At 63.5% G+C, this 21,353-nt stretch carries 23 protein-coding genes and 1 pseudogene; 12 read left to right on the top strand and 12 right to left on the bottom strand.

What is annotated here, in order from left to right; translation table 11 throughout:
* Positions 1–14: 14 nt before the first annotated feature.
* The 10 genes and pseudogenes from GM909_RS15370 to GM909_RS15410 form a co-directional block, all read right to left on the bottom strand.
* Entirely contained in the window at positions 15–1,397 is a 1,383-nt protein-coding gene (locus GM909_RS15370) for an aldehyde dehydrogenase family protein (protein ID WP_157017352.1), read from the bottom strand.
* Positions 1,398–1,419: 22 nt separating this feature from the next.
* A complete protein-coding gene (locus GM909_RS15375; protein WP_157017354.1) occupies positions 1,420–3,075 on the bottom strand; it encodes an acetolactate synthase large subunit in 1,656 nt (551 codons plus the stop codon).
* A gap of 166 nt (positions 3,076–3,241) precedes the next feature.
* Positions 3,242–4,201 (bottom strand): zinc-dependent alcohol dehydrogenase family protein, encoded by a 960-nt coding sequence (locus tag GM909_RS15380; protein ID WP_235911914.1) that lies wholly within the window; start codon positions 4,199–4,201, stop codon positions 3,242–3,244.
* Between the two features lie 302 nt (positions 4,202–4,503).
* Positions 4,504–5,367 (bottom strand): alpha/beta fold hydrolase, encoded by an 864-nt coding sequence (locus tag GM909_RS15385; RefSeq protein WP_198174274.1) that lies wholly within the window; start codon positions 5,365–5,367, stop codon positions 4,504–4,506.
* Positions 5,343–6,248 carry an alpha/beta fold hydrolase gene (locus tag GM909_RS15390; protein WP_157017420.1) on the bottom strand — a complete coding sequence of 302 codons (906 nt, stop codon included), beginning with the start codon at positions 6,246–6,248 and terminating at the stop codon, positions 5,343–5,345. The genes GM909_RS15385 and GM909_RS15390 overlap by 25 nt, the downstream gene beginning before the upstream one ends.
* A gap of 142 nt (positions 6,249–6,390) precedes the next feature.
* Positions 6,391–7,074 carry an NAD(P)H-binding protein gene (locus tag GM909_RS15395; RefSeq protein WP_157017356.1) on the bottom strand — a complete coding sequence of 228 codons (684 nt, stop codon included), beginning with the start codon at positions 7,072–7,074 and terminating at the stop codon, positions 6,391–6,393.
* 58 nt (positions 7,075–7,132) lie between these two features.
* Positions 7,133–7,270, bottom strand: a pseudogene (locus tag GM909_RS26500) (hypothetical protein); the annotation flags it as partial.
* A complete protein-coding gene (locus GM909_RS15405; RefSeq protein WP_157017421.1) occupies positions 7,267–7,953 on the bottom strand; it encodes a type 1 glutamine amidotransferase domain-containing protein in 687 nt (228 codons plus the stop codon). The pseudogene GM909_RS26500 and the gene GM909_RS15405, both read right to left, overlap by 4 nt.
* Before the next feature lie 85 nt (positions 7,954–8,038).
* Complete coding sequence (locus tag GM909_RS26300) at positions 8,039–8,161, bottom strand: hypothetical protein (RefSeq protein ID WP_268890777.1); 123 nt, start codon at positions 8,159–8,161, stop codon at positions 8,039–8,041.
* Positions 8,162–8,246: 85 nt separating this feature from the next.
* Complete coding sequence (locus GM909_RS15410) at positions 8,247–8,900, bottom strand: hydrolase (RefSeq protein WP_157017358.1); 654 nt, start codon at positions 8,898–8,900, stop codon at positions 8,247–8,249.
* Positions 8,901–9,114: 214 nt separating this feature from the next.
* On the opposite strand from GM909_RS15410, the gene GM909_RS15415 reads away from it, so the two are divergent.
* The 3 genes from GM909_RS15415 to GM909_RS15425 all read left to right on the top strand — a co-directional run bounded on the left by GM909_RS15415 (position 9,115) and on the right by GM909_RS15425 (position 11,667).
* Positions 9,115–10,050, top strand: a complete 936-nt coding sequence (locus GM909_RS15415) for a pirin family protein (protein WP_157017360.1) — start codon at positions 9,115–9,117, stop codon at positions 10,048–10,050.
* Between the two features lie 25 nt (positions 10,051–10,075).
* Positions 10,076–11,323, top strand: a complete 1,248-nt coding sequence (locus GM909_RS15420) for a DUF5996 family protein (RefSeq protein ID WP_157017362.1) — start codon at positions 10,076–10,078, stop codon at positions 11,321–11,323.
* A gap of 104 nt (positions 11,324–11,427) precedes the next feature.
* Complete coding sequence (locus GM909_RS15425) at positions 11,428–11,667, top strand: DUF2188 domain-containing protein (RefSeq protein WP_157017364.1); 240 nt, start codon at positions 11,428–11,430, stop codon at positions 11,665–11,667.
* A 178-nt stretch (positions 11,668–11,845) separates the two neighbouring features.
* Here GM909_RS15425 and GM909_RS15430 read toward each other — a convergent pair whose 3' ends face one another.
* The gene (locus GM909_RS15430) at positions 11,846–12,403 is read right to left on the bottom strand and encodes a TetR/AcrR family transcriptional regulator (RefSeq protein WP_157017423.1); all 558 of its coding nucleotides are present in this window, start codon (positions 12,401–12,403) and stop codon (positions 11,846–11,848) included.
* Positions 12,404–12,568: 165 nt separating this feature from the next.
* Here GM909_RS15430 and GM909_RS15435 point away from each other — a divergent pair, with 165 nt between their 5' ends.
* The 9 genes from GM909_RS15435 to GM909_RS15475 all read left to right on the top strand — a co-directional run bounded on the left by GM909_RS15435 (position 12,569) and on the right by GM909_RS15475 (position 20,922).
* Complete coding sequence (locus GM909_RS15435; protein WP_157017366.1) at positions 12,569–13,510, top strand: alpha/beta hydrolase family protein; 942 nt, start codon at positions 12,569–12,571, stop codon at positions 13,508–13,510.
* Between the two features lie 65 nt (positions 13,511–13,575).
* On the top strand, positions 13,576–14,325 hold the full coding sequence (locus tag GM909_RS15440) for an SDR family oxidoreductase (RefSeq protein WP_157017368.1): 750 nt from the start codon (positions 13,576–13,578) through the stop codon (positions 14,323–14,325).
* Between the two features lie 383 nt (positions 14,326–14,708).
* Positions 14,709–16,322, top strand: a complete 1,614-nt coding sequence (locus GM909_RS15445; RefSeq protein WP_235911922.1) for a sensor histidine kinase — start codon at positions 14,709–14,711, stop codon at positions 16,320–16,322.
* A complete protein-coding gene (locus tag GM909_RS15450) occupies positions 16,319–16,945 on the top strand; it encodes a response regulator transcription factor (RefSeq protein ID WP_268890778.1) in 627 nt (208 codons plus the stop codon). Before GM909_RS15445 ends, GM909_RS15450 begins: the two co-directional genes overlap by 4 nt.
* Before the next feature lie 135 nt (positions 16,946–17,080).
* A complete protein-coding gene (locus tag GM909_RS15455) occupies positions 17,081–17,467 on the top strand; it encodes a response regulator transcription factor (RefSeq protein ID WP_157017370.1) in 387 nt (128 codons plus the stop codon).
* Between the two features lie 186 nt (positions 17,468–17,653).
* Entirely contained in the window at positions 17,654–18,556 is a 903-nt protein-coding gene (locus GM909_RS15460; protein WP_157017372.1) for an AraC family transcriptional regulator, read from the top strand.
* A gap of 132 nt (positions 18,557–18,688) precedes the next feature.
* Positions 18,689–19,051, top strand: a complete 363-nt coding sequence (locus GM909_RS15465) for a helix-turn-helix domain-containing protein (protein WP_198174275.1) — start codon at positions 18,689–18,691, stop codon at positions 19,049–19,051.
* Positions 19,052–19,226: 175 nt separating this feature from the next.
* The gene (locus GM909_RS15470) at positions 19,227–19,433 is read left to right on the top strand and encodes a helix-turn-helix domain-containing protein (RefSeq protein WP_157017374.1); all 207 of its coding nucleotides are present in this window, start codon (positions 19,227–19,229) and stop codon (positions 19,431–19,433) included.
* A gap of 259 nt (positions 19,434–19,692) precedes the next feature.
* Positions 19,693–20,922, top strand: a complete 1,230-nt coding sequence (locus GM909_RS15475) for a Fic family protein (protein ID WP_157017376.1) — start codon at positions 19,693–19,695, stop codon at positions 20,920–20,922.
* Positions 20,923–21,068: 146 nt separating this feature from the next.
* Here the strand turns inward: GM909_RS15475 and GM909_RS15480 are convergent, their stop codons facing one another.
* The gene (locus GM909_RS15480; RefSeq protein ID WP_157017378.1) at positions 21,069–21,344 is read right to left on the bottom strand and encodes a WGR domain-containing protein; all 276 of its coding nucleotides are present in this window, start codon (positions 21,342–21,344) and stop codon (positions 21,069–21,071) included.
* Between the last annotated feature and the right edge of the window lie 9 nt (positions 21,345–21,353).

Consider the following 21,353-nt stretch of genomic DNA (forward strand, 5'->3'; position numbering starts at 1 on the left):
ACGGCCGCTGACGATCAGCTCCTGCGCATCAGGATCATCTTTTCCTGCGTCATGTCGCGCATTGTGTAGGGGATGCCGCCAGTGCCGTATCCGGATTCCCTGCGACCGGCGAAAGGCATCCAGTCGGTACGGAATGCGGTGGGATCGTTGATCATAACGGCCGAGGCATCGAGGCGGTCGGCGGCGCGCAGCGCGACATCTATGTCCTGCGCGAAGATGCTGGCCTGGAAGGCCGTGGGCAGCGCGTTGGCCTGGGCGATCGCCCCGTCCAAATCGCGGTAGCGGTAGACCGCGACCACAGGGCCGAAAACCTCCAGCGTCGATATCTTCGCATCGGCAGCGGGGTCGAGCAGAACCGCCGGCTGCAAGGTCGTCTCGGAGAGGCGCCTGCCGCCCGTCGCCAGTGTGGCCCCTCCGGCAACAGCCTCATCGATCCACTGCGCGACCCTGTCGGCCTCGCGCGGCAGGATCAGCGGCCCGACTTCAGTATCCTCCAGGCTGGGATCGGCGGTGCGCAGTCTTTCCACGCGGGCGACGAGCCTCTGCGTGAAATCCTCGGTGATGTCGGCATGGACGAAGATGCGCTGCGTCGACACACAGACCTGTCCGGCATGGTAGTAGCCGCCCTTGACGATCGGCTCGATCACCTTGCCGAGATCGGCGCTGCGGTCGACGATGGCGGGTGCCGCCCCGCCATGCTCGAGCGCCGAGCGCGTGCCGGGGGCGAGCTTGGCATGCAGCGACCAGCCGACCCGGGCCGAGCCGATGAAGCTGAGGAAAGAGACGCGGCTGTCGGTCGCCAGCTTTTCGGCCAGAGCGTTGTCGTCCGTGACGAAGGTCTGGCACCACGGCTCGGGCAGACCCGCCTCGCGGACCAGCGCCACGAATTCAAGACATGACAGCGGTGTCGTGGCGGCCGGCTTGACGATGACCGGGCAGCCGACCGCGATGGCCGGCGCGACCTGATGGACGATCAGGTTCAAAGGATGGTTGAAGGCGGAGATCGCCGCGATGACGCCGATGGGTTCCTTCGTGGTGAACGCCCAGCGGTTCTCGGCTGCGGTCGACAGTCCCATCGGGATCTCGCGGCCGGCGAAATTGCGCAGTTCGTCGGCGGCGTTGTGGACGCCGTCAATGGCGCGGTTGGCCTCGATGATGGCGTCGGGCAGCGGCTTGCCGCCCTCACGGGCGATCTGCATGGCCAGATGATCGCGCTTGCCCTCCATCAGCGCGGCCAGCTTGCGGAGAATTGCAACGCGCTGGTGAGGCTTGAGCCAGCCGTCGCGGTCCCTGAAGACCTGCTCGGCCGCCTGCAGCTTGCACTCCAGCGCGGCGGCATCGTCCGTCTCGATTTCTGTGATCGGCACGCGGTCAAACGCCTGAACGACCTTCAGCATTGTCGGTCTCCTTGAACTTCCGTTACTTGCATTCCACGTTGGGCGTGCGGTTGCGCAACTCATCGACGAGCACACGGGTATTCTCGGAATAGTCGATAGGCACGTCGACCAGATGGACACCGCCGCCGGCGAACGCCGCCACCAGCGTCGGCGCGAGATCCTCGACCGCGCTCACCCGCGAACCCTTCGCGCCATAGGCCTCCGCATAGCGCACGAAATCGGGATTGCCGAAGGTCATGCCGAAATCCGGAAAACCGTCGACAGCCTGCTTCCAGCGGATCATGCCATAGGCACTGTCGTTCAGGATGACGACGACGAGGTTCAGGCCGAGGCGAACTGCGGTCTCCATCTCCTGCGAGTTCATCATGAAGCCGCCATCGCCGCAGACGGCCATGACGCGGCGGTCCGGATTAAGCATTGCCGCCATCATCGCCGAAGGCAGGCCGGCGCCCATCGTGGCGAGCGCATTGTCGAGCAACAGCGTGTTGGCGACATGGGTGCGGTAGTTGCGCGCGAACCAGATCTTGTACATGCCGTTGTCGAGGCAGGTGATGCCGTCTTCCGGCATCACCTTGCGAACGTCATGAACGAGACGCTGTGGCGTGACCGGAAAACGGCCCTCCTCGGCGCGGTCGTTGAGGCGGGCGAGGATGCGCTGGCGCAGATCGAGCATTCCCTCGTCGGGCGTCAGCTTTCCTTCGAGCCGCCCGGCAAGCGCCTCGACGGCAGCGCCGATGTCGCCGATCACCTCGATATCGGGGTGGTAGACCTGCTCGACAGTGGCTGACTGGTAGCCGACATGGATGACCCGTGGCCCGCCGGCGCTTTTCATCAGGAAGGGCGGCTTCTCGACCGTATCGTGGCCGATGGCGATGATCAGGTCGGCGCGCTCGACGGCCTCGTGGACGTAGTCGCCCTCCGACAGCGCCGCGGTTCCCATGTAGAGGTTCGAGCCGCCGGTGACCGCGCCCTTGCCCATCTGCGTGTTGAAGAACGGCAGCCGCGTGCGCCTCACGAAGCTCGAAAGCGCTTCGACCAGCGCAGGCCGGTTGCCTGCCGCACCGACCATGACGAGCGGTCGGCTGGCGCCAAGGATTATCTCCGCCGCGCTGTCGAGCGCCAGAGCCGAGGCGACAGGCCGCTCCGCGGTGTGGACCGGAATGACGGAGGCGTTCTCGATCTCTTCGGCCGCGACGTCCTCCGGCAATTCCAGATGCACCGGCCCGGGTCGCTCTTCCATCGCGACGCGAAAGGCGTCACGCACCGTGGAGGGTATGGCGGCTGCGCTGACGATCTGGCGCGTCATCTTGGTCAGCGGCTTCATCGACGCCACGATATCGACGATCTGGAACCGGGCCTGCTTGGCGCTCATCACCGGCTTCTGGCCAGTGATGAGAATCATCGGCATGGCCCCAAGATGCGCATAGGCCGCCCCGGTCGAGAAATTGAGCGCGCCGGGGCCGAGCGTGGCCAGGCAGACGCCGGGCTTGCCCGTCAGCCGTCCATGCGTCGCGGCCATGAAGGCCGCGGCCTGCTCATGACGGGTCAAGAGCAGTTCGATACCGGAGGTTCGTAGCGACTCCAGCAGGTCGAGGTTCTCCTCGCCCGGCACGCCGAAGATGCGTTCCACGCCTTCGTTCTCCAGCGCGGCGACAAGAAGGTCCGATCCCTTGGGCATGGTCTAAAGCCTTGTGTTGACGGTTTCGGCGGAACGCGCCGCAATCTTACAGGCAAGTGCAATCGCCACACATCGTCCGCGCTGCTTCAGGTGTTGGTCCCATGAAGAGAGTGTCAAGGAGAGGCCGATCAGACAATGATCGCGACCTCATCTTCTGCAGAGGCCACTAAACTGTGACCACCACTTTCCCGCGCAGGCCGTTGGCCGATCCAGCCTCAAGATGCGCGTGTGCTTCGCCGATGCGCGCCAGCGGGTAGGTCGCACCGACAACAGGCCGGACCAGTCCGCGCTCCACAAGACGGGTCAGCGCGTCGAGCTTTCCCCGGTTCTGACGTGTAAAGAGGAAGTGATAGGACGCATTGCGGCCCCAGGCTTCGATAAGGTTCTGGGGTTGGGCGATGTCTACCAGCGTCACCACACGACCCATCTGCGCAAGGACCAGTGGGCTTCTGGTCAGGGTATCCCCCCCAATTGTATCGAAGACCACGTCGACACCTGCGCCGCCCGTGAGATCGTTGATCACTTCGACGTAGTCCTCCGTCTGGTAGTCGACGGCAAAATCCGCACCGAGCTCTGCCACGAAAGCGTGATTTTTCCGACTTGCGGTCGTGAAGACCTGAGCCCCCATTGCCTTGGCTACCTGGATCGCGATGGTGCCGACTCCACCAGCGCCACCATGAATCAGGATCGTCTCCCCGGCTCGAAGCCGCGCCCGCGTCTCGAATGCTTCCCAAACAGTCCCGCCGACCAGAGTCAGGCTTGCAGCTTCCTGATGGCTGAGGTTCTTCGGCTTCCGCGCGACCAGGTTCACATTGGCAACGTGCTGCTCGGCGTAGGAACCTTGCGCGCCGAAGATGAGAGGCGTGTAGTAGACTTCGTCCCCGACAGCGAACTCGCTCACTTCGTCGCCGACTTCTTCGATGACGCCGGAGATATCATGGCCGGTGATCGCAGGGAGTGGGACGTAGTCGGCATAATCTCCTCGCCGGATCTGGTAGTCCAGGGGATTGACGGCCGTCGCGTGAATCCGGACACGCACTTCCCGAGATCCAACCGAGGGTACGGGGACATCTCTCATCTCGAACGCATCGCTCCCCCCGAACCTGGTGAGCACGGCAGCCTTCATAGTATGTTTCATCATCTACCTTTCTAGCCAACTCGATAGTCCGATCAGTAGAGGCGGCTTGGTTTCTGCATGTCTGGCACGCTGTACCAAAGACTGCGCGCTGAACCGGGCGAGCCGGCTGCAGTCAGCCTCCAACATCCGGCGATTGCAGGGCAGTCGATCACCGTGTTGATTTGATCCTACCGAAAGCCCCCGATAATGCGGTGCGGAGGCTGCTGCGCAGGTGCCAATATTGCGCTTCTTCCCTGTTCCCAAGGACAGCGCACCGGGCCGCGCTTTCGGGTCCGCGCGACACATCGCGCCTATTCCACCGCTTCGGCTGCCTGCCGGATCACATCGGCGACTTCGTTGGGGTTTGTCATTGGCAACATGTGACCATTCTCGACCTCCTCCACCGTCGAACCGGCTCGCTGCGACATCTGGCGTTGCAGGTCGGGCGTGATGGTCCGGTCGAGGGTCGCGATGACCGACCAACTCGGCTTCTCGACCCACGCTGCCGATTGTGTCTGGAATTCGAGGATCGACGCATTGGATGCTGCCTGCGACCTTGCCACGAAGATGGCGTCTTGATCGGACAGGCCATTGCCGACAACAGTGAGAAATCCGTCTTCATGGATCAGGTAGTGGCCATCGTCGAAGACCGTGAGCATGTCGGGTGAGAACTCGCCCGGATTGGAGGCCAACAGGCCCCCGCCGCTTTCTCCGACATCGGGTTGGAACGCCGCGATATAGACGAGGCCCCTGACGTCAGGGTCGGCACCGACTTCGGTGATCACGATGCCGCCATAGGAATGCCCGACCAGAAGCATCGGGCCGTCCTGAACATCGACTATCCGCTGGACCGCGGCAATGTCAGCTTCGGTGGATGTCAGCGGCATCTGCGCGACCGTGACCTTGTAGTCCTCCGCGGTCAGACGATCATAGACGTCGCGCCAGGTACTGCCATCGACATTCGCGCCATGGACAAGAACGATGTTCTTCACATCGGCGAGCGCCGCGCCTGACGGTAAGGTCACGAAGCCGAACACCATGGCACTGGAAAGAAGGAGAGACGGTAGATGATACATGATCGGGGTCTCCGTTCGATGTTGATGTGATGTTGCTGCGGGGAGCCCGTTTGGGCGACCTGTCATGGCGGCATTCAGTTCTCGGACATCGAGAGCCAATCGACGGCCCTGTTTTCTATCGGCAGTACGCGACCGAGAAAGTCACGGACGAGCGCCGCTATCTCTCCCGCGTGCGTCTCCAATGCAAAGTGTCCCGCATCCAGCAGATGTACCTCGGCTTCCGGAAGGTCGCGCTTGTAGGCTTTGGCACCCGCGGGAATGAACGCCGGATCGTGACGTCCCCAGGTGGCCAGCAGCGGCGGACAATGCGTGCGGAAATACGCCTGGAAGTCCGGATAGAGTGCCACGTTGGTGCGGTAGTCGCGGATCAGGTCGAGCTGGATGTCCTCGGCCCCGGGCCGCGCCATGTAGGCGATGTCGAGTTCGTATCCATCGGGAGAAAGGTGCTCCGGATCGGCTCCGGTCCCGTATTGCCAGTTCCTGATCGTATCGGGTGACAGGGACGGTCGGCAGGCTTCGCGGTTCGCGTCGCTCGCATCGCGCCAATAGGCCTCCCACGGTCCCCACTGGTCGCTGAAACCATCGGTGTAGGCGTTGCCGTTCTGGCTGATGATCGCCGAAACACGTTCAGGGTGACGCATCGCCAGGCGCAGGCCCACCGGCGCGCCATAGTCGAAGATGTAGAGCGCGTAGCGATCGAGCGACAGGGACTCGGTAAAGCCTTCGATCACGTCGGCGAGCCGGTCGAAGGTGTAGTCGAACATCCCGCGTGGCGGTGCCTTGGTCTGGCCGAAGCCTGGCAGGTCGGGCGCGATGAGCCGATAGCGATCTGCCAGAAGCGGGATCAGGTCACGGAACATGTGGCTGGCCGTCGGGAACCCGTGCAGCAGCAAGACAACCGGGGCGTCGGCCGGTCCGGCCTCGCGATAGAACACGTCAACTTCGCCGACTTGCTGCTTGCGGTAGTGTATCGTGGCCATGCTTGGCTCCTTTGCGTTTGGGGATATATGCGCTGCCGCCGCGCGGGCCGGTGCCGCCATAGCGGCGATCATCGCCGTTCCTGCCAGCATCGCGATCATCGATCGACGGCAGTGACCTGTTTGATGAGCGCGCATTGAGGTGTCACGCTTGCTCGGAGCCGGACGGCGCAGTGGCTTCTCGGACAGCCGCTACCGCCTCGGCGATGGGTACGTCGCCGCCGGTCACCTCCAGGATCAGGCGGCTCAGGTCGGGCGATTTGAGCAGCGCGACGACCGTGGTTGCGACGTCGTCGCGCGTGATCTGCTCGTGGACCTTGGCGAGACCAAGATCGACCCGACCCGTCCCCGGATCGTTAAGAAGCGCAGAGGGGCGCACGATCAGCCAGTCGAGATCTGTCTGAACGAGCGCGTTTTCCGCCCGCTTCTTCTGAACCATGTAGTGCTCGAACGAAGCGTCCATGCGCCGCTCGCGCCAAGCTTCGGGGAAGACGGAGACGAGTATGAACCGTCGCACGCCGGCGAGCGCTGCCGCCTCTGCGAGCTTGCCCGGTCCATCGCCATCGATGCGGGTCGTCGCATCGTCGCCATCCTTGCCGCCGGCGCCGGCGCTGAAGACGACCGCGTCGGCGCCGCGCACCGCGTCGGCGAGCTCATCGACCGACATCGCGACGAGGTCGCCGAACTTGGCCTTGATGCCGAGGGACGCCAGCGCCTCGACCTGACGCTGCTGACGTACAAGACCGGTGGGTTCGTCGCCCGCCGCGGCAAGTTGCTCCCGGACACGACGGCCGACGCCGCTGCCGATACCAACGATGAATACCTTCATGCTTTTTCTCCATCGTGGGGAAGCGCAAGATCGCGACCCCGTCGACCGGCTCGCCCTCGAGCAACTCGTGAGGGCCGTAGAAGGCGAGCGGTTCTAGCGGATGCGCGTCGCGCGCGGCCGGCGTCCGCTCCCGGTAGCGATCGAGCGCCTGCTCGTCGTTAACCGTGTCACGGACGAAGACCACGTAGGCGCTCATGCCGACGCTCCGAGTTCCTCGACCAGGCGCCGGGCGGCGCCGGCGGACGAGGCCGGGTTCTGGCCGGTGATCAGCAGGCCATCCTGTACGAAGTACGGACCCCAGTCAGGACCCTTCGAATAGATGCCGCCCTTGGCCTGCAACTCGTCCTCGACGAGGAACGGCACGACTTTCGTCAGGCCGACGGCGGCCTCCTCGCTGTTGGTGAAGCCGGTGACCTTCTTTCCTTCGACGAGCGGACGGCCGTTCGGCGTCTTAACGTGACGGAGCACGCCCGGCGCGTGGCACACCAGCGCGACCGGCTTGTCCGCGGCAAGGAAGCTTTCGATCAGCGCCGCCGAGACCGGGCTTTCGGCGAGATCCCACATCGGGCCGTGGCCGCCTGGATAAAAGACCGTATCAAAATCAGCCTGGGATATGTCGGCGAGCTTCACGGTATTCGCCAGCGCTTCTCGCGCCTCGGCGTCGGCTTCAAAGCGGCGCGTGTCCTCGGTCTGGAAGTCGGGCTCGTTGCTTTTGGGATCAAGCGGCGGCTGGCCGCCGTCCGGCGACGCGAGCGTGATCTCGTAGCCAGCTTCCTTGAACACATAATAAGGCGCGGCCAGCTCTTCGAGCCAAAAACCGGTCTTGCGGCCGGTGTCGCCGAGCTGGTCATGCGAAGTCAGAATTATTACGACTTTCATGACTTTATTCTCCAATAGGATGTTTGTACGGGCCGCCGCAGTGGCAAGAATAATCGCGGGCGCGGAGGTACCCACGCACCGAATGCTAGGGTTCGTGAAGCTCCGCGTCCTCATGGTAGATGGTCCGGATCGCCGCGATCCGCCGTGTAGGGTCGCGCTCGCCGAACACCAGGTCGAGATTGGCCTGCATGAGCTTCTCGAAATCCATCCGTGCCTCCATTGTGTAGTTCTGGGCGGCGACATGGATGACGAGGCTTGGACCTTTCCGGGCCGCCTCGCCATCCCTGCTCGAATCAACCCGCCGAGCTCGGCACCGGCGTGTTGAGCAGTTGCTGCTCCCAGAGATAGGCGATGGCGCTGCCGCCGATGTGGTACTTGAGGGCGTCGTTCAATTCGGTCGCGGTCTCGGCCCGGGCCCAATCGCGTTGCCATTCGGAAGCCAGGGCCAGCCAAGTCATCATGTTGATGCCGGCTGCGATCATGCGCTGAATCGCGACCTCGTGGGCCTCGAGCGACGTGCCGCCCGACGCATCGGTGATCACGGTGACGTCCCAACCTTCTCCCGCCGCCTGGATCGCCGGCATCGCGACGCAGATCTCGGTCCACAGGCCGGCGATAATCAACTGCTTGCGGCCCGTCGCCTTGACCGCATCGACGACCTTCGGATCCTCCCAGGTATTGATGAACGTCCGGTCGATGACCTCCTGGTCGGGGAACACCTCGGTGACGTGCGGGAAGATGACGCCGCCGCGGACGGCAACTACGCTGGTCAGAATCGTGGGAACGCCGAACACCTTGGCCACCTTAGCGAGCGCGGTCGTGTTGTTGACCACCGCCTGCGGATCGTGGCTGTTCAGGTTCGCCAACTGGTAGGGCTGATGGTCTATCAGGACGAGTACGGAATCCTCGGGGCGAAGAAGCGAGGCAAGGCCGTTGCGAAAAGTCATTCCAATCTCCTGGGTCTCGAGGGAAGCGCTCATCGGCTGCTTGAAACTACCGAAGGCTCTCGGGCACTGCGGTGCAGGTCGTGCCACTCTGGTGCCGTTCTTGCTCCCAATCAGGCTTGTCGCTGCGCGAAGACTTGAGTTCGTTCGGTTTCTTGGAAAGGGTACGACGATCGCTCGGCAGGATCAGGCGATCCGACGACAGAGGATGATGCACATGAGTTGGAACCCAGCACTCGAACCCGGTTGTCCCGACGAGGTCGGCATAGACGCGATCGAGACCCTGATCGTCCCGCGTTCGCGCGACCTCGGCGGTTTCGAGGTCCGGCGCGCCCTGCCGGCACCGAAGCGGCAGATGGTCGGGCCGTTCATCTTCTTCGACCAGGCCGGGCCGGCAGAGTTACTGACCGGGCAGGGCGTCGACGTCCGGCCGCATCCGCACATTGGCCTCGGCACGGTCACCTACCTGTTCCAGGGCGACTTCCATCACCGCGACAGCACCGGCGCAGATCAGATCATCAGCCCCGGCGCGCTGAACTGGATGGTCGCCGGGCGCGGCGTTACCCATTCGGAACGCACGTCGGCGGCCGCGCGGAGCGGCCCGAACAGCCTGTTCGGCATCCAGACCTGGCTGGCCTTGCCGGACAGCCACGAGGACGTGGCGCCCAGCTTTGAGCATCACGGCAAGGAGACGCTGCCCGTCATCGAGGACAGTGGCGTCTCGGTTCGGCTCATTCTCGGAAACGCCTATGGCAAGATCGCACCGGCGACGATGCTCTCCGAGACGTTCTACGCCGACGTGAGGCTCGAGCCGGGAAGCCGGCTGCCGATGCCGGACAACCACGAAGACCGCGGCATCTACATCGTCGAAGGTTCGATCTCGGTTGCCGGACAGGAATTCGAGGCAGGCCAGATGATGGTGTTTCGGCCGGCCGACCGCATCACGGTGGCGGCCGGAGAGCGGCGCGCGCGATTGATGATCCTCGGCGGCGCGACCTTCAACGGACCGCGCTACATCTGGTGGAACTTCGTCGCCTCGTCGCAGGAGCGCATCGAACTCGCCAAGGCCGAATGGCGCGCCGCGAACTGGGGCAAGGGGCGCTTCGATCTGCCTGTCGACGACCGGAATGAGCACATTCCACTTCCGGATTGAACGAAAACAGCCTGGAGAAGCGACAATGAACAAGTGGCCCCACCTCGATTACCTCGGCTGGCGCGAAACGTGTTCGGCCGTGCATCTCTACCTCCAGATCGCAGGCAAGTATCGGCTGGCGCACACGCCGTGGCTCAACCATTCGTGGAACGCGACCTTCTACGTCACGCCCCACGGCCTGGCCTCCTCGCCCATACCCGATGGGCCAGGCATCGAGATCCTGTTCGACTTTCGCGAGCACAAGGTTGTGGGCACCTGCGGCAACGGCCGCAGGAAATCGTTCGATCTCGGGCCGATGACGGTTGCGACATTCCACGCGAGCTTCGTGCAGCTGATTTCCGAACTCGGCGGCACTCCCACCTTCAACGGCAGTCCGAACGAGGTGCCATTCCCGGTTCCCTTCGCCGAGGATGATCGCGACCGGCCCTATGACCGTGAAGCCGTTCAGCGCTTCCATCAGGCCCTGATCGCGGTCGACAAGGTCTTCAACCGGTTCCGCACGTCGTTTCTGGGAAAGTCCAGTCCCGTTCACCTGTTCTGGGGCAGCTTCGACCTCGCGGTCACCCGCTTTTCGGGACGGCGGGCGCCGCTCCACCCCGGCGGTATCCCGGCCTTGCCGGATGACGTGGCGCAGGAGGCCTACGATCGCGAGGTCTCGTCGGCAGGCTTCTGGCCGGGGGGCGTCGGCATCGACTACCCCGCCTTCTACGCCTACGCCTACCCGGCGCCCGGCGGCTACCGTGCCGCGTCCGTGCATCCCGATGCCGTGTTCTGGCACGAGGGGTTGTCGGAATTCGTCCTCCCCTACGATGCCGTGCAATCAGCCGCCGATCCCGACGAAGCGCTGATGGCTTTCCTCGTCTCGACCTACGAGGCCGCGGCCGATCTGGGCGGGTGGGACCGTGATCTTCTGGAATGCGCGCACGGCAAGCCCCGACAGGTGCGCACGCCTGATGCTGCGCTGATAACAAGCACACCTTCGGTGGGCGACGAGAAGGTCGAGCGGGAAGATGGTCCGTCGAAGGGACGCTATCGACTGGTCGTCGATGGCGTCGAGGCAGAAATGACCTACAGCCGCGCCAGCGACGGCCTGATCATCATCGACCACACGGAAGTGCCCGCGGCCCTGCGCGGCCGCAAGGTGGGCGAGCGACTGGTGCGCCAGGCGATTGAGGATGCGCGGCGCGACGGGGTCGAGATCATTCCGCTCTGCCCGTTCGCGAAGGCGCAGATCGGTCGCCATTCGGAATGGCAGGACGTGCTGCGTCGGTGATGGGAGGATGGCGGCGCAACTGCGCGGCTCTGCACACCTTCCTTTCCAGCCATCTCCGGAGCGAGAGCAACAAGTAGGAACATTCCAACGGCAGGAGCGATGAAATGAACGATGTAAAGTATTGGATTGTCGAACACGACGGCGGCTGGGCCTATCGGGTGGACGGGACTTATTCCGAGACCTTTCCGAGCCATGATGCGGCCTTCGGCGCGGCGCGGCGGGCGGCCTGCAAGCAGTTGCGGCCGGGCGAGACCACGGGCATCGTCTGGGAGGACGCGACCGGCCACTGGCACGCGGAACTCTCGCGCGCCGGCGACAGGCCCCAAGCAGAGGTCATCGGCTGATGCAGCGCTGCGGCCTCATTGTCCAAGACCGGACCGTTTCCTTCCGGCCCGATCGCGACGTCGGGAAAACATTTCCCAGCTTCAGCAAGCCGGGCAGACGCCTATGACCGGGATAGGGTGGGGAACGGTCAGACCGCTTTTGGAATGGTGCTCGCGCGCGCCCTCGTAGCAATCCCGGCTATTTCGGCTTTACCGCGCCGTAGCGCAGGCCATCCAGCAGCAGCAAGACCATTCGTTCGGTGTGCGCCGGCCCATCGTCCCCGGAAGCCACGGCGAGGTTGCCGATCGCACGCAGCAGATCGTGGGGAGCGACGTCGCCACGGACTTCGCCCGCATCGGCAGCGGCGTTCAGCAGCATCGACAGAGCAGGCTCGAACCGGCTTCGGAAATAGTCCGGCAAGGCGGCGAATGCCGGGTCGCCGGAATGAAGCGCGGCGGCCAGCCCTTGCTTGGTTGCTAGGAAACGCGTGTAGAGCATCAGCCAGGTTGCCAGCGCATCGGCAGGCCCGCGCTCGGCGGCAAGCGGCCCGGCCGCATCGGCGCAGGCATCGACCTCGCGGCGGAACACCGCCGCCACCAGGTCGGCGCGGGTCGGGAAACGGCGATAGAGCGTGCCCAGCCCGACACCGGCTTGTGTCGCGATCTCGCGGATGGGTGCATCAACCCCCGAACGGGCGAACACGATCTTCGCGGCCTCCAGAACCGCTTCCTCGTTCCTGCGGGCATCGGCGCGCATTCGCGGCGCGGACGTCTCGCCATCGCCCTTGGTCAGTGAGGCGGACTCGATCGCATTGCGGGATTCAGACACGGCCACTTTCGTCCTCTTAATAAACGGAACAATGATCCGTATATGGCGTATCGGATCACTGATCCGTTTGATAGTTAGGAGGCTCCCTGTCCTATGTCCAGCTCAATCATCGAAGCCCGCGCACAGAGCTTTGGCCTGCCCGCGGTCGTCTCCATCGCTCCCATCGCCTTGCCGTCTCAGAGGCGTGGCGTCGACCTGCACGTGCGGGTATCCGTGCCGATCACAGGCGACGCGCTGCCCGTCATCATCTTCTCGCATGGCAACGGCCAGTCGCTTTACGCCTATGGTCCCCTCGCTGATCATTGGGCGGCACACGGCTTTGTCGTGATCCAGCCGACGCACCTGGATTCGCGGATGCTGGGCCTTGCCCCTGACGATCCTCGCCGCCCGCAGTTCTGGCGCTTCCGCGAGGAAGACCTTGCGGCCATTCTCGACGGCCTCGATCACATCGAGGGCGAGGCACCGATGATCCAGGGGCGGCTCGATCACTCGCGCATCGCGGTTGCCGGCCATTCATGGGGCGGGCAGACCGCCAGCACATTGCTCGGCGCCACCCATCCTGATCCTGACGACGGATCGGTGGTCAACAGGAAAGATGCTCGCATCAAGACGGGCGTGCTCATGGCGACACCCGGTAATGGCAGTGAGGATTTGAGCGCGTTCGCAGCCCGCTCACTGCCGTTCATGCATCCGGATTTTTCCGACATGACCACGCCGACGCTGGTCGTCGCCGGCGACGCGGACAAGGGTGGTCTGACCTCGCGCGGGCCGGACTGGTGGCGCGATGCGTACGATCTTAGTCCTTCGCCCAAAGCATTGTTCACCGCCTATGGTGGCGAACACGCCCTCGGCGGCATCCCCGGTTACGAAGCGCGTGAGACGACGGACGAACGGCCCCAGCGGGTCGCCGCGATCCAGCTCCTCTCAACCGCCTTCCTCCGCAGCGCGCACTATCCCGGCGATCCCGCTTTTTCCGAGGCGGTCGCGGCACTGGAGGCCGACGACGCGCCGGAAGGCAGCATCGAGACGAAGTGAGCCGGACGCCCGGCGTCCGCTCCATTCCCTCACGATCACCACCACCAACCCCATTGGAGTTTTGCATGAACACGATTCTCATTACCGGCAGTTCGTCCGGCTTCGGACTTGAGACTGCCCGCTATTTCCTCGATCGCGACTGGACTGTCATTGCCACGATGCGCTCGCCGCGTGGGGACGTGCTGCCTGCGTCCGAGCGCCTTCGGGTCGTCGCGCTCGATGTAACCGACGCCACCAGCATTGCCCGCGCCGTTGAGGAAGCGGGACCGATCGACGTCCTCGTCAACAATGCCGGTGCCGGCCTCATGGGCGCGCTGGAAGGCGTGTCGATCGACGCAACACGCCAGCTCTTCGAGCTGAACACGTTCGGCACCATGGCGATGACGCAAGCCGTGCTGCCGTGCTTTCGTACGCAAGGGACGGGCGTGATCGTCAACATCTCGTCGGCCGTGACGCTCAAGCCATTGCCGATGCTGTCAGCCTATACGGCCAGCAAGGCGGCTGTGGAGGCGTTCAGCGAAGACCTCGCGCTCGAGGTAGAACCGTTCGGGGTCCGAGTGCGACTGATCATTCCCGGTCGTGCGCCTGAAACCTCGTTCAGCGCGACCGCCCGTGCCCGCTCGCAGAACGGCATACCCGAAGCCTATTCCGACTGGGCCAGGCAGGTGTTCTCCGCAGCACCGCAGCAGAAGGCCGAAGTCACTACCGCAAGCGACGTGGCGGAAGCGGTCTGGCAGGCGGTGACCGATGCATCCTCTCCGTTCCGCATCCCGGCTGGCGCGGACGCGGTAACGCTTGCTGCGAATGCCGCATAACGGCGGGCCTTGCCCCTTCACTGGCCGGATCGTTCGACGCGATCCGGCTTTCCCAGCGGCAAGATCAGGCGCGGCAATGTCGGTGGTGTTCTCATGATGGCGGGTTATCGGCTCGGAAGGACGAGATCAACTTGGCAATGCCTCTGGACTTCATCCTTGAAAGCGATGCGATCCACGCGCCGGACGAGCATTATGATGTCGAGCGTTTTAATCGTGCCCCGGGGCATCCGGAGCTGGATTCGCATTCTGAACGAAGTCCGCGGCATTGCGAGGGCATGACGCCGATATCCCGTGCCGGTGAACAAGGGCCGGCTTTCTTGCCACTCGCAGGTTACCTTCCGGTATAATATTGTCGCGCGGTCTGCTGGAGCAAGCAATTGAGTGTGAGACCAAAGGTTCGAGAGGACCATCCATTCCTGCTGTCGACGGCTCCGGTGAGCCGGGCTCAATCGCGCGCGGCCTCGGGTGTCCTGGGGCTGTTGGGGGCCGCGATGCTGGTCACGGTGCCGTTCGCGCAGGTTCCGATCGACAATTCGCAGGTGCTGGTCCCGGCCTATGCAATTGCCGTCTTCATTGTCGATCTGATCACCGCGGCCCTGCTGCTCGCGATGTACTCGGTGCAACGCTCGCGTGCCGTGCTGGCCCTGGCGATCGGGTATCTCTTCTCGGGCGCGATGGTGCTGCCCTGGGCGCTCACATTTCCCGGAGTGGCGCAGTCCCTCGGCCTGCCCGAGGCCGGGCTGCAGACCACCGCCGCGATTGCCACCCTGCGACGGCTCGGCTTCCCGCTCTTAGTGCTGGCCTACGCGCTGATGAAGGAGACGGACCCCGATCCGCAACATGCGCTGGAATCGGAGCGGCGCGTGATCGCTGGAACCGTGGCCGCCGTCATTGCCATCGTCGGCGGCCTGACATGGCTGGTCCTGACCAGCGAAGACGCGTTGCCAAGGTTCATGCAGGACGAAAATCGCGTCACGGCGCATTGGCGGTATGTGCCGGTGTCCGCAATGGCACTTTGCGGGGCCGGCCTTTTCGCTCTCTGGGTCCGGCGGCGCTGCGTCCTCGACATCTGGTTGATGGTCGTCCTCTGCACACTTCTGATCGAGATCATCCTGCTCGCCTATCTCAGCTCCGGCCGCCTCAGCATCGGCTGGTGGGCAGGGCGGCTCTTCGGGGTCGTCTCCGCCAGCATCGTCCTCGTGGTCTTGCTGGCGGAGACGATGACGCTCTACGCACGGCTTGCCCGCTCGATCTTGGCGGAGCGCCGCGCGCGCGAGACCCGCCTCACGGCGCTGGGGGCCTTGTCGGCGACCATCGCCCATGAGATCAACCAGCCCCTGGCCAGCATGGTGACGAATGCCAATGCCGGCTTGCGTTGGCTCGGACGGCCGGATCCGGACCTCGCCGAGGTCCGCGCGGCACTGGAACGGATCGTCGATGACGGCCATCGCAGCGCCAGCGTCATCGAGGGCATCCGGGCCATGTTCAAGAAGGGGACGCAGGAACGGGTATGCGTGAACGTGAACGACCTCGTGACCGACATCATCCGCCGCGACCTGAGCGAGGCGAAACTCGGTCGAATAACCATGCAAACCGATCTCGATCCGCATTTGCCTGCGGTGACGGGGAATCCCGTCCAGCTTCAGCAGGTCATCTCGAACCTGGTCGCAAATGCCATCGACGCGCTTAGTAACGTCACCGACCGCGAGCGCCTGCTCCGTGTCAGATCCTCGCAGTCGGACGCCGACCATGTCCTGGTGTCCGTGGAGGATTCCGGCACCGGGCTCGATCCGGCGTTGAGGGAGCGGATCTTCGAGCCGTTCCAGACCACAAAAACCGACGGCATGGGCATGGGCCTCATGTTTTGCCGGTCGGTCATCGAAGCTCATGGCGGCAGGATTTGGGTGATGGACAACGCGCCGAATGGCGCCATCTTCCGGTTCACGCTGCCAAGTGCCGAGGAGCTCATGTCCCTCACCGGGGAGGCGACACCGTGAGCACGGACCGACCCCTTGTCATCATCGTGGACGACGACCCCTCCATGCGCATGTCGATCGAGAGCCTGCTTCGCTCCGTCGGTCACGCCGTGCAGTCCTTCGCGTCGACCCAGGAGTTCATGCAGGGCGCACAGCTCGACGCGCCCGGCTGCCTGGTCCTCGACATCCGCCTGCCGGGACGCAGCGGGCTGGAGTTCCAGCGGGAACTGGCCAGCCGGGAAGTGGAGCTTCCCATCGTCTTCATCACCGGTCATGGCGACGTGCCGATGTCGGTGGCCGCCATGAAGGCCGGGGCGATCGAGTTCCTCACCAAGCCGTTCCGCGACCAGGACCTGCTCGACGCGGTTCACAGGGGCCTCGAACTGGACAGCCAGCGCCGGTCGGAGGCCGCAATGCTGGCGGAGCTGTCGCAGCGCCGCGAAACGCTCACCCCGCGCGAGCGCGAGGTCATGGCGCTTGTCGTCGCGGGCCGGTTGAACAAGCAGATCGCCGCCGAGCTCGACCTCAGCGAGGCCACGGTCAAGGTCCATCGCGCGCAGGTCATGCGGAAGATGGAGGCGAAATCGCTCCCCGACCTGGTGCGCTTCGCCGACAGTCTGGCACTCGATACCACAAGGTCGTAGCGGGCCTAACCCAAGGCACAATTGTTCCCACCCACCGCGTCGGTGCATCTGTCCGGGCATGAGCGATTGCCTCGTTCAGCGGTGCGGCGCACGGCCATGGCGGCTCCGCCGGTCACGCCAACGGCAGGGATGGTGATGCCGGACGACCCATTGATCTCCATCGTCGACGATCACGAGAGCGCGCGCGAGGCGGCAGCCGGGCTCGTCAGGTCGTTCGGGTTCGCGGCCGCGACGTTCGGGACGGCGGCCGGGTTCCTGGCCTCCGGCGACCTGGCGCGGACCGCCTGCCTGGTCGCGGACGTGCGGATGCCGGGCATGAGCGGGCCCGAGCTTCACGCCCTGCTGGTGGCCACGGGGACGCCGATCCCGACGGTTCTCGTCACCGGCTATGCCGACCACGCGGTGCGGGACCGCGCATTGAAGGCCGGGGTCCGCTGCTATCTCACGAAGCCGCTCGACCCCGAGGACCTGCTCGCCTGCATTCGCTCATGTATCGCCGGTGGGGCCGGGAGGTCCGGTTGATGACGAAGGACGCAACTCCCCCGCGACGCGCCGGGAGATCCGCCATGCTGCGCAGCCCCGCCTCCGGCGTTCCGTTCACCCGCCGCGAGATCCTCATCTCGACGCTTGCCGCAGGCCTGGCCCAGCCGACGGGTCCGGACAGGCCGCGGGATCGACGACAGACACAGCCACGGAAGGAGACTCACCATGGGTTATGCCTCTTTTGCCCAATGGTACAGCGAAGGTCACCTGGCGAGCTATGTGCGCACGATGAAGTCCGCAGGTGGTATCCTTCATCTGCTTGAAGCCGCTCAGCCGGCCGGGGACATGTCCGCCCCCGCCGTCCCGGATATCGTCCTCAATCAGGATTTGCTTGGTGGCACCCGCGTCAGCGGCGATTTGGGAGGGGGGCGTTTCGATGTGAGGAGCAGACAGGGAGACCTCTTTCTCGCCGCTCCAAGCTTCGCAAATACGGTTATTGTCGACACCGCTTATGAGATTCGCAGCTTGTCGTTTCCGTTGGCGCAGTGGCAGTCCGTTCTGGATGAAGCCGCCGACGGGCGCTTCCCCGTGGACTATCAGAAACTATGTGCAGGGGCGTTCGCCTCGCCCACTATCCGATCGGCCATCCGGAACTTGTGGGCTCTGTGCGATGAGGAGGGCGCGCCGTCGCGCCTGCTGGCGCAGGCCGCGGGCTGCGAGATACTGGCCGAACTCTGCCGGTTGGGCGGGGCACCGTTCGGGCAGGTCAAGGGCGGCCTCGCCCATTGGGCGGAGAGGCGTTGCCTGGACCTCCTGCGGTCGCGGCTGTCAGAAGACATCAGCCTCGACGAGCTGGCAGCCGAAGCGCAGCTTTCGCCTTTTCATTTTGCGCGCATGTTCAAGCAGAGCGTCGGTGTGCCGCCACGCGTCTACTTGACGCGACTGAGAATGGAGAAAGCCTGCGAACTTCTCGAACACACGGATCTGCCGATCACGGAGATCGCGCTGGAGGTCGGGTATGCGTCAAACCAGGTCCTCGCCCGTGTTTTCGTCAAGCACATGCGCGTGAGCCCGTCCGATTATCGCAGGGCCGTTCGCGATCCGGTGCGCTCCTACATGCTGCGGTGATGCTCGCTGTCGCGTAGCCCTTAATTGTGAGATGAGAAATTCAACGAAATCAACGGCTGTGCTTTGCCCTTAAATGTGAGATTTTGCCTTTAAAGCTGAGACAGGGTTCACAGGCTTGTGCGGCAAACACCGATGGATAATGATAGCGAAAGCACCGTTGCCGTTGGTGCTGAAGAGACACGCAGGGCGGCCGTGCTGCGTCCGCTTGTTCAGGCGTTTCTCAAAGGTACTGGCAGGCTGGAAAGTGGCATCAATGATGCCGTTTGGGAACTCGGTGTAAGCAGGGCGACGGTTTGGCGTTGGATAAAGCGACTGGCTGAAGAGGGTGGGCGCACCAGCGCTCTGGCTCCGCGAAAACGGGGCTGCCCGACTGGTACGACTTTGATATCCGGCAAGGTTGAAGCCGTCATTGAAGCGCATCTTCGCCGTTTTTTCTTACGCCGGGAACGTCCGAGCCTGTCGCGCGTCGTGACAGAGATCCGCAGCGCCTGCTAGCAACAGGGCTTGCATCCGCCAACGCGGCGGACGGTTCAGCGTCGTCTGGATGACCGCATGAGCAATTACTTCGGCGGGAAAGCGGTGGCGACGATACAACGGATTACAAACGTGCTTGCTCATGCCCCCCGTTCGCACAGCTTCATCTCACATACGTTAACTTTACGGTGCCCCAATGCCTGCTGTCACCGTCAAGTTAAGCCCCAGAAAGAGGCTTTGTCTGAGCTGGATGGCAAAAGGCAAGCGCACGTCCGAAATCGCGCAAATCGTCGGAACCAAGGTCCGGACGGTCGAGTATCACCTGCAAAATGCTCGGCGAAAGCTGGATGCCACCAATGTCACTCACGCCGTGGCGCTTGCGGTGCGTCAACAGTTGATCTGATCTTGTTCGACCGCGTGAAGGCCGTTCCGCCTCTACCTCGTGTAAGTTGTGGTTGGCGACGGCAAGAGAGTTGTCCGCGATGGCGCCTACGGCCCCTACCCTACCCGGCCGGCCGTTTGAGGCATGTGCGGGTTCGCGTCTTGATCGGCTGCCGATATCGGCAAGGGAGATCGGCAACTAATATCGGCAATTGTGCTGACTTGTTGTCTCTAATGCCTTACATTGCAATCCATTGAGGCACGATAGAGATCGGCAAAGAATGCTTGAAACCCCTGCCCGGATCGAGCCGCTGTTTTTTGACGACGCGGTGCCGACCGTTCTGGCCGATCTTGCAATCGAGCTGCAGAAGGCCGCCGATGAACTCGGCCGAGGCTTGCATCCGGAGTCCGCTGACGAATTGGCCGATCTCGTACGAGTCATGAATTCGTACTATTCGAATTTGATCGAAGGCCACAACACACGACCTCGGGATATCGAGAGCGCCCTGGCCGGCGCCGAGATAGATCCCGAACGTCGTCCCCTCGCCCTCGAGGCCAAGGCCCATGTCGAAGTTCAGAGGATGATTGACGGCTTCGGGTTGCGCGGCGAGCTGCCGAGCCCGACTTCGATCGATTTCATACGGTGGGTTCACCGCGCCTTCTATGACGAGATGCCCGAAGAGTTCCGGTTCATCGACAAACCTGATGATGCCAAGGCCGAGATCGTACCTGGCGAGTTCCGGATGTCCGCGGAACATGATGTCGCTGTCGGCCGCCATCAGCCACCGTCCTCTGACAGGGTGGTGGCTTTTATGGAGTATTTCCAGAAGCGGTTTGCCATGGCCGAAAAGCAGGCGAGCCTGCGGATCATCGCGATTGCTTCAGCTCATCACCGCCTCAACTACATCCACCCGTTTCCAGACGGTAACGGCCGCGTCAGTCGCCTGATGTCTCACGCCATGGCGCTCAAGGCCGGTATTGGCGGCAATGGCCTGTGGTCGATATCTCGTGGCCTCGCTCGTGGCCTGAAAGATCGTGGCGAATACAAGCGCATGATGGATCACGCCGACAGTCCCAGACAAGGCGATCGTGATGGACGAGGAAATCTTTCGGGATCGGCACTCAAGGATTTCGTCGAATGGTTTCTTACGGTCGCGCTGGACCAAGTACGGTTCTCGACTGCAATGTTCGACCTCGGACGGCTCGATGCTCGCTACCGCGCCCTAATAAAAGATGTCGTCGACGACAAACGAGCACCTGATCTGGTGGCGGCCGTATTGCGGCACGGCAGGTTGCCCCGTGGCGAGGCCAATTTCGTGCTGAAAACATCCGAGCGCACGGCCCGGAACACGCTGTCGGATCTCGTCGAGCGCGGGTTTCTGAAATCCGACACTCCGAAGGCACCGGTACGCATTGCCTTCCCCCTCGATTTCAGGGAACGGCTGTTTCCGAATCTCTTCACCGACGCCGAAGTTAATGTCCCGGAACCGCCTTCACCGTCTTTCAGGTGAGTGGAATTTCAGGGGTGACAGCCAGAACGACTCTATCCGGCCCGCTAGGAAAGTAGGAACACTGCCTTCGGTCAGCCGAATATCGACATGGTCGGCCCTATGCCGCTGTGCTAGCCCTTTGTAGCCGCGGCAATAATTGCCGGTGATTATGGGACCCTGGACTGGACTTTGACCTCGGCAGTGACGGGTGTGTATCCCCGTCGGATCTTACGCGCGAGCCAGGCCTCGAGCGCTTCGCCGGCTTCAGCGGCCGACGCATAGAGGTCAAGGCGTTGTCGGCCGAGCGAGCCGATCCGCCCCCATGCGCGCATAAGCGCCGCATCACCGTACAACGACGGTTCTATAGCGAGTACATAAAACCTCGCAACGTTGCGAGCGCAATCGCGGCGCTCAAGGACAACTTGGAGCTTCGGCTCGACCATGTCTGATTG

The organism is Mesorhizobium xinjiangense (genome assembly GCF_009749525.1).
Classification (GTDB): domain Bacteria; phylum Pseudomonadota; class Alphaproteobacteria; order Rhizobiales; family Rhizobiaceae; genus Mangrovimarina; species Mangrovimarina xinjiangensis.

Coding starts and splice junctions, on each gene's coding strand:
- GM909_RS15370 (WP_157017352.1), bottom strand. CDS start 1,397: ATGCTGAAGGTCGTTCAGGCGTTTGACCGCGTGCCGATCACAGAAATC.
- GM909_RS15415 (WP_157017360.1), top strand. CDS start 9,115: ATGAGTTGGAACCCAGCACTCGAACCCGGTTGTCCCGACGAGGTCGGC.
- GM909_RS15420 (WP_157017362.1), top strand. CDS start 10,076: ATGAACAAGTGGCCCCACCTCGATTACCTCGGCTGGCGCGAAACGTGT.
- GM909_RS15425 (WP_157017364.1), top strand. CDS start 11,428: ATGAACGATGTAAAGTATTGGATTGTCGAACACGACGGCGGCTGGGCC.
- GM909_RS15455 (WP_157017370.1), top strand. CDS start 17,081: ATGCCGGACGACCCATTGATCTCCATCGTCGACGATCACGAGAGCGCG.
- GM909_RS15475 (WP_157017376.1), top strand. CDS start 19,693: ATGCTTGAAACCCCTGCCCGGATCGAGCCGCTGTTTTTTGACGACGCG.
- GM909_RS15470 (WP_157017374.1), top strand. CDS start 19,227: ATGCCTGCTGTCACCGTCAAGTTAAGCCCCAGAAAGAGGCTTTGTCTG.
- GM909_RS15435 (WP_157017366.1), top strand. CDS start 12,569: ATGTCCAGCTCAATCATCGAAGCCCGCGCACAGAGCTTTGGCCTGCCC.
- GM909_RS15390 (WP_157017420.1), bottom strand. CDS start 6,248: ATGGCCACGATACACTACCGCAAGCAGCAAGTCGGCGAAGTTGACGTG.
- GM909_RS15380 (WP_235911914.1), bottom strand. CDS start 4,201: ATGAAGGCTGCCGTGCTCACCAGGTTCGGGGGGAGCGATGCGTTCGAG.
- GM909_RS26300 (WP_268890777.1), bottom strand. CDS start 8,161: ATGGATTTCGAGAAGCTCATGCAGGCCAATCTCGACCTGGTGTTCGGC.
- GM909_RS15430 (WP_157017423.1), bottom strand. CDS start 12,403: ATGCGCGCCGATGCCCGCAGGAACGAGGAAGCGGTTCTGGAGGCCGCG.
- GM909_RS15375 (WP_157017354.1), bottom strand. CDS start 3,075: ATGCCCAAGGGATCGGACCTTCTTGTCGCCGCGCTGGAGAACGAAGGC.
- GM909_RS15395 (WP_157017356.1), bottom strand. CDS start 7,074: ATGAAGGTATTCATCGTTGGTATCGGCAGCGGCGTCGGCCGTCGTGTC.
- GM909_RS15405 (WP_157017421.1), bottom strand. CDS start 7,953: ATGAAAGTCGTAATAATTCTGACTTCGCATGACCAGCTCGGCGACACC.
- GM909_RS15480 (WP_157017378.1), bottom strand. CDS start 21,344: ATGGTCGAGCCGAAGCTCCAAGTTGTCCTTGAGCGCCGCGATTGCGCT.
- GM909_RS15460 (WP_157017372.1), top strand. CDS start 17,654: ATGGGTTATGCCTCTTTTGCCCAATGGTACAGCGAAGGTCACCTGGCG.
- GM909_RS15440 (WP_157017368.1), top strand. CDS start 13,576: ATGAACACGATTCTCATTACCGGCAGTTCGTCCGGCTTCGGACTTGAG.
- GM909_RS15465 (WP_198174275.1), top strand. CDS start 18,689: ATGGATAATGATAGCGAAAGCACCGTTGCCGTTGGTGCTGAAGAGACA.
- GM909_RS15410 (WP_157017358.1), bottom strand. CDS start 8,900: ATGACTTTTCGCAACGGCCTTGCCTCGCTTCTTCGCCCCGAGGATTCC.